The 6,234-nt window shown below is 74.4% G+C and carries 4 protein-coding genes and 1 riboswitch; of the genes, 3 read left to right on the forward strand and 1 reads right to left on the reverse strand.

What is annotated here, in order from left to right; all coding sequences use genetic code 11:
- Positions 1-47: 47 nt before the first annotated feature.
- On the reverse strand, positions 48-2,201 hold the full coding sequence (locus GTQ99_RS18435) for a carbon starvation CstA family protein (RefSeq protein WP_338075095.1): 2,154 nt from the start codon (positions 2,199-2,201) through the stop codon (positions 48-50).
- 146 nt (positions 2,202-2,347) lie between these two features.
- Here GTQ99_RS18435 and GTQ99_RS18440 point away from each other — a divergent pair, with 146 nt between their 5' ends.
- From GTQ99_RS18440 to GTQ99_RS26330, 3 genes are all read left to right on the forward strand, one after another.
- Entirely contained in the window at positions 2,348-4,642 is a 2,295-nt protein-coding gene (locus GTQ99_RS18440; protein ID WP_166617181.1) for an SDR family oxidoreductase, read from the forward strand.
- Positions 4,643-4,712: 70 nt separating this feature from the next.
- Entirely contained in the window at positions 4,713-5,480 is a 768-nt protein-coding gene (locus tag GTQ99_RS18445) for a lysophospholipid acyltransferase family protein (protein ID WP_166617182.1), read from the forward strand.
- A 111-nt stretch (positions 5,481-5,591) separates the two neighbouring features.
- Positions 5,592-5,791, forward strand: a riboswitch (cyclic di-AMP (ydaO/yuaA leader).
- Positions 5,789-6,234, forward strand: a 446-nt coding sequence (locus tag GTQ99_RS26330) for a transglycosylase family protein (protein WP_166617183.1), incomplete at its 3' end; no start/stop codon positions are given. It overlaps the preceding riboswitch by 3 nt.

Below are 6,234 nucleotides of genomic sequence, written 5' to 3' on the forward strand. Positions count from 1 at the left end.
CCCGCCGATCTCGCGCAGGTACCAGCGCACCCCCGCCACCAGCCGCCTCACCGGCGCACCCCGCCGGCGGCCCGCTCCAGCTCCGCGCGCAGCTCCCGCAGGTGGGCGCGCTCGGCGGCGTCGACGACCAGCCCCGCCGGCTCCACGAGCGCCGACGGCGTCGCCGGCACCTCCCGGGTCGGCAGCGACCCCGCCCGCAGCGCGCGCACCACGACGACCGCGGCGTTGACGGCGACGACGAGCACGAGCACCGCGAACAGCGCCTGCAGGACGCCGTTGACGGTGGAGTTGGTGACGACCTGCTGCATCTGGGCGGCGTCCTGCGCCGGCGCCAGGACCTCCCCGGCCGCGAGCGCGTCGGCGTAGCGGGCGCGCTGGGCGAAGAAGCCGATGGTCGGGGCGTCGGAGAAGACCTTCTGCCAGCTGGCGGTCATCGTGGTCACCAGGTCCCAGGCCAGCGGCACGCCGGTCACCCACGCGTAGCGGGCGCGGCCGTGCTTGACGAGCAGCGTCGTGGCCAGCGTGAGGGCGATGGCGGCGAGCAGCTGGTTGGCGATGCCGAAGAGCGGGAAGAGCTGGTTGATGCCGCCCAGGGGGTCGGTGACGCCCGCGTAGAGGAAGTAGCCCCAGGCCGCGACGACGACGGCGCTGGCGATGACGTTGCCCGGCCGCCAGGACAGGTCGCCGAAGCGCTTCCAGACGTTGCCGACGGTGTCCTGGAGCATGAAGCGGCCCACCCGGGTGCCCGCGTCGACGGCCGTGAGGATGAACAGCGCCTCGAACATGATCGCGAAGTGGTACCAGAAGGCTTGCAGCCCGCCGCCGAACGCGGTGTGGAAGACCTGCGAGATGCCCAGCGCCAGCGCCGGCGCCCCGCCCGTGCGCGAGACGACGCTCTCCTCGCCGATCGCGCGGGCCGCCGCCTCCAGGGCCTCCGGCGTCGTCGCGAAGCCCAGGCCGCTGACGAACTCGGCCGCGGTGGCGGGGGTGCCGCCGGTGGCGCCGGCCGGGGAGTTGACCGCGTAGTAGAGGCTCTGGTCGATGACGGACGCGGCGATGAGCGCGCTGATCGCCACGAAGCTCTCCATGAGCATCCCGCCGTAGCCGATGAGGCGGACCTGGCGCTCCTTGGCGACCATCTTCGGCGTCGTGCCGCTGGCGATGAGGGCGTGGAAGCCCGAGAGCGCGCCGCAGGCGATGGTGATGAAGACGAACGGGAAGAGCGAGCCCGCGAAGACCGGCCCGTCCCCCTCGCGGGCGAAGCTCGTCACCGCGTCGTTGGCCAGCACCGGCCGCGCCACCAGCAGGCTCACCGCCAGCAGCGCGATGACGCCGATCTTCATGAAGGTCGACAGGTAGTCGCGCGGCGTCAGCAGCAGCCAGACGGGCAGCACGGAGGCCACGAAGCCGTAGGCGACGAGCGCCACGACGAGGGTCTCCGGGCTCAGGGTGAGCGCCTCGGCCAGCCCCCAGCGCTCCACGTAGCCGCCGCCGACGATGGCGGCCAGCAGCAGCGCGACGCCGATCCCGGTGGCCTCCAGCACCCGGCCGGGGCGCAGGTAGCGCAGGTAGACGCCCATGAAGAGGGCGATGGGGACGGTCAGCGCGATGGAGAAGACCCCCCACGGGGAGTCCGCGAGGGCGTTGACGACGATGAGCGCGAGCACCGCCAGGATGATGATCATGATGGCGAACACCGCCACCAGCGCCGCCGCGCCGCCCACCGGGCCGATCTCCTCGCGGACCATCTGCCCCAGGCTCTTGCCGTCGCGGCGCATCGAGAAGAAGAGCACGGTGAGGTCCTGCACCGCCCCGGCGAAGATCACCCCCACGACGATCCAGATCGTGCCGGGCAGGTAGCCCATCTGGGCGGCCAGCACCGGGCCCACGAGCGGGCCGGCGCCGGCGATCGCCGCGAAGTGGTGGCCGAAGAGGACCCGCCGGTCGGTGACCTCGAAGTCGACGCCGTTGCCCAGGCGCTCGGCCGGGGTGGCCCGCCGGTCGTCGGCGCGCAGCACCCGGTAGGTGATGAAGCGGGCGTAGAAGCGGTAGGCGATCGCGTAGGAGGCGAGCGCGGCGAAGAGGATCCACAGCGCGTTCACCGACTCCCCGCGGGCCAGCGCCAGGACCGTCCAGGCCACCGCGCCGACGACCGCGACGGCGCTCCAGACCAGGGTCGAGCGGATGTCCAGCCTTCTCACGACCGCCTCCTCGCGGGTGGGACCTCCCCGCAGGATGCCCGAGCGCCCCCGCGCGAGCACGCCGGGACACGCGGCGGGAGCGCGGCGGGGCCACGGCGCGCCGACGGCGTGACGGGGCGGGCCCGCGGTCGTGGCAGGATTCCCCGGTGCGATTGGCTGAGCAGCTCGACGGCAAGCGGTTCCTGCTGACCGGGGTCACCGGCTTCATCGGCGAGGCGCTGATGCAGCGGCTGCTCGTCGACCTGCCCGGCACCTCCGTGGTCGCCCTGGTGCGCCCCAAGCCCGGTCAGAGCGGCGAGGACCGGCTGCGCTCGGTGCTGCGCAAGCAGATCTTCCACGCCGCCGGCGAGGCCGACGACCTGCTCAAGACCCGCGTGGAGGCGCTGGAGGGCGACCTGGCCGCCGTCCCGGAGCTGCCGGAGGGCATCGACGTCGTCGTGCACTGCGCCGGCGACGTGTCCTTCGACCCGCTGATCCAGGACGCCTTCACGACCAACGTGCTCGGCACCCGGCAGCTGGTGGAGCGCACGCTGGCCGTCAGCGAGGCGCAGGGGCGCCCGGTCCACTACGTGCACATCTCCACCGCCTACGTCGGCGGCCGCCGCCGCGGCGCGGTGCCCGAGCGGGCCGTGGACCACACCGTGGACTGGCGCGCCGAGACCGCGGCCGGCATGCGGCTGGCGGAGCGGATCGAGGAGGACTCCCGCCTGGACGCGCAGCTGCGCCGCTTCCTGCGCGCCGCCGAGCGCGACCACGGCCGCGCCGGGCCGCTGACGGTGGCGGCCGCGGCCGAGGAGCGCCGCCGCCAGTGGGTCGCCGAGCAGCAGAAGGCGGCCGGCAAGGAGCGGGGCCGCACGCTGGGCTGGACGGACTGCTACACGTTCACCAAGTCGATGGGCGAGCGCTGCGTGGAGGAGCTGGCCGCGCCGGTGGTCCCCACGACGATCCTGCGCCCGAGCATCGTGGAGTCGGCCCTGAAGCACCCCTACCCGGGGTGGATCGAGGGCTTCAAGATGGCCGAGCCGATCATCCTGGCCTACGGCCGCGGGGAGCTGACGGAGTTCCCGGCCGCCCCCGACTCGGTGGTCGACATCGTGCCCATCGACCACGTCGTCAACGCGATCCTCAAGGCCTCGGCCACCCCGCCGCCGCTGTCGCAGCCCGCTTACTACCACGTGTCCTCGGGCAACCGGAACCCCACGACCTTCCGCGACCTCTACGAGCACGTGCGGGCCTACTTCACCGAGCACCCCTTCGACTCCTCCCCCGAGGTGCTGCCGACGTGGGACTTCCCCGGCGTCGACAAGGTCGAGCGGCAGGTGCGCACCGGTGAGCGCCTGGCCCGCCTGGGCGACCGGGTCCTCGCGCTGGCCCCGCGCTCGGAGCGGGTGCGCGCGGCCTCGCGCAAGCTCGACAAGGCCCGCGGCCAGGTGGACTTCGCCCGGCGCTACATGGACCTCTACAAGGCCTACACCGAGGCCGAGCTGCGCCTGGTGGACGACAACGCCCTCGCGCTGCACCGCTCCCTGGACCCGGCCGACGTCGAGCTGTTCGGCTTCGACACCGCCGTCGTGGACTGGGAGCAGTACTTCGAGAAGACGCACTGCCCGTCGGTGACCACCCAGATGCGCAAGTACGAGGAGATCCGCCGCCGGCGCAAGCAGGCCGAGGTCACCGGCCTGCGCCCGCCGAAGCCGGTCGCGGCGGGCGCCGCGCCGGTGCTGGCCGTCTTCGACCTCGCGGGCACCCTGCTGCCCGGCACGGTCGTGGACACCTACCTGAGCCTGCGCCTGTCGCAGCTGGACGCCCCCGCCCGCATCGCCGAGTTCGGGCGCGTCATGCGGCACCTGCCGGGCTGGATCGCCGCCGAGCGCCGCGACCGCGGCAGCTTCCTGCGCTCGCTGTTCCGCGGCTACGCCGGGGTGGACCTGGACGTCCTGGAGACCCACGTCGACGACGTCTTCGCCCCGCGCTTCCTGGAGCAGGTCTCCTCCGACGCGCTGCGGCGCATCCAGGCGCACCGCGACGCCGGGCACCGCACGATCCTCATAACCGGGGACGTGCGCCAGGTCACCCGCCCGCTGGCCGGGCTCTTCGACGAGGTCGTGTGCACCGAGCTGGACGAGGAGCGCGACGCTGCCGGGCACCGGCGGGCGAGCGGCTTCCTCACCTCCCCGCCGCTGGTCGGCGAGGCGCGGGCGGCGTGGCTGCGCCGCTACGCGGAGGTGGAGGGGGCGGACCTGTCGGCCAGCTACGCCTACGCCGACTCCCACTCCGACGTGCCGCTGCTGCGGACCGTGGGCAACCCGACGGCCGTCTCCCCCGACGTGCCGCTGTTCCGGGCCGCGCGGGCCTCGCGCTGGCCCGTGGCCGACTGGGCGGCGTCCTCGCCGGCACGGCGGCTGCGGGTGCCGCAGCAGGTCCTGGCCGGCACGGACTGACCCCGTCCGTGGCAGGATGCGCCTCGTGCGCTCTTCACCGTCACTGACCGCCGGTGTCGAGGACCGAAGGATGGCGATGTTGATGGGGCTCCCCCGGCCGAACCGGATCGTGCGGGCGCTGCCGTTGCGGCGCAGGCGTTCCGGCCTGGCTCCCGACCCGGGCGACGACAAGGGCGGACGCCGGGTCCACCGCAACGACTGGGTGCGCTCGGCCCCGGCGACGGCCGTGCGCTCCGTGCTGCAGCGGGCGCTGCTGTCGCCGGTGCTGCGCGCGGAGCTGTCCATCTCGGTGCACGGCGCGGAGGTGCTGGACCGCCTGGGCGGGCCGGCCGTGCTGGTGGCCAACCACTCCTCGCACCTGGACGCCCCGGTGATCCTGCAGGCGCTCGGGCCGCGGCGGCGGCGCCGCGTGGCCATCGCCGCCGCCGCGGACTACTTCTTCGACGTCTGGTGGCGCTCGGCGCCCTCGGGCCTGGTCATCGGGACCTTCCCGCTGGACCGGCGCGGCGGGCCGGGCGCGAGCGCGTCCTCGCGCCTGCTGGCCGACGGCTGGAGCCTGGTGATCTTCGCCGAGGGCGGCCGCAGCTACACCGGCGAGGTGCGCCCCTTCAAGAAGGGCGCGGCCTACCTGGCCCTGGAGGCGGGCGTGCCGGTCGTGCCGATCGCGCTGCGCGGCACCTTCGACGCGATGCCGCCGCGCCGGAACTGGCCCGCCAAGGGCCGCCCGCCCGTCAGCGTGACGTTCGGCGAGCCCCTGCACGGCCAGCCGGGCGAGCGGGCGGGCGACTTCACCCCCCGCATCGAGGAAGCCGTCGCCAAGCTGCTCGCCAACAGCTGACGCACCCGCGGCGCCCGGACGTGACGTGCGCCACGTCCGGGCGTCCGGGTGGTGTACGGGAGGCCTCCGTCTTGTTACCGTCGAGCCGTCCCCGACTCCGTCAGGGGCACGGCAGCGGACACGCCGAGTCCTGCCCACCGCGCCGGTAGCAGATCCAGGGGGCAGGAGCGGGGGACCCATGGTTCCTCGGACGAGCGGCGCACCGACGGTGCACCGGGAGTCCTCGGGGTGAAGCCGCGTCCGCGCGGCCGGGTCAACAACCTTCGACCCGAACCCGACAGCTCACCTCGCAGGCGTTGGAGGTCTCCATGTCTGCGATCCGTCGCACCCTCGTGTCCGCACGCCCCGTTCGCCGCGCCCTGCTGGCCACCGCCGCGGCGGCCGCCACCGGCGCGGCCGTGATCGGCACCGCCGGCGGCGCGTCCGCGGCCCCGGTCTCCGAGTGGGACCGCCTCGCCCAGTGCGAGTCGGGCGGCAACTGGCGCATCAACACCGGCAACGGCTACTACGGCGGGCTGCAGTTCAGCTCCCGCACGTGGACCGGCTTCGGCGGCGGCCAGTTCGCCCCCCGCGCCGACCTGGCCACCCGCGAGCAGCAGATCGTCACCGCCGAGCGCGTGCTCGCCCGGCAGGGCTGGCGCGCCTGGCCCTCCTGCTCGCGCAAGCTCGGCCTGAGCGGCGCGGCGGACCCGGTCGGCATGGAGCAGGCGCTGCTGCACCCCGCGCCGCCGGCGAGCGCGGGGTGCAGCAGCGC

This window comes from Kineococcus vitellinus (assembly GCF_009906315.1).
In the GTDB taxonomy this organism is placed as follows: Bacteria; Actinomycetota; Actinomycetes; order Actinomycetales; family Kineococcaceae; genus Kineococcus; species Kineococcus vitellinus.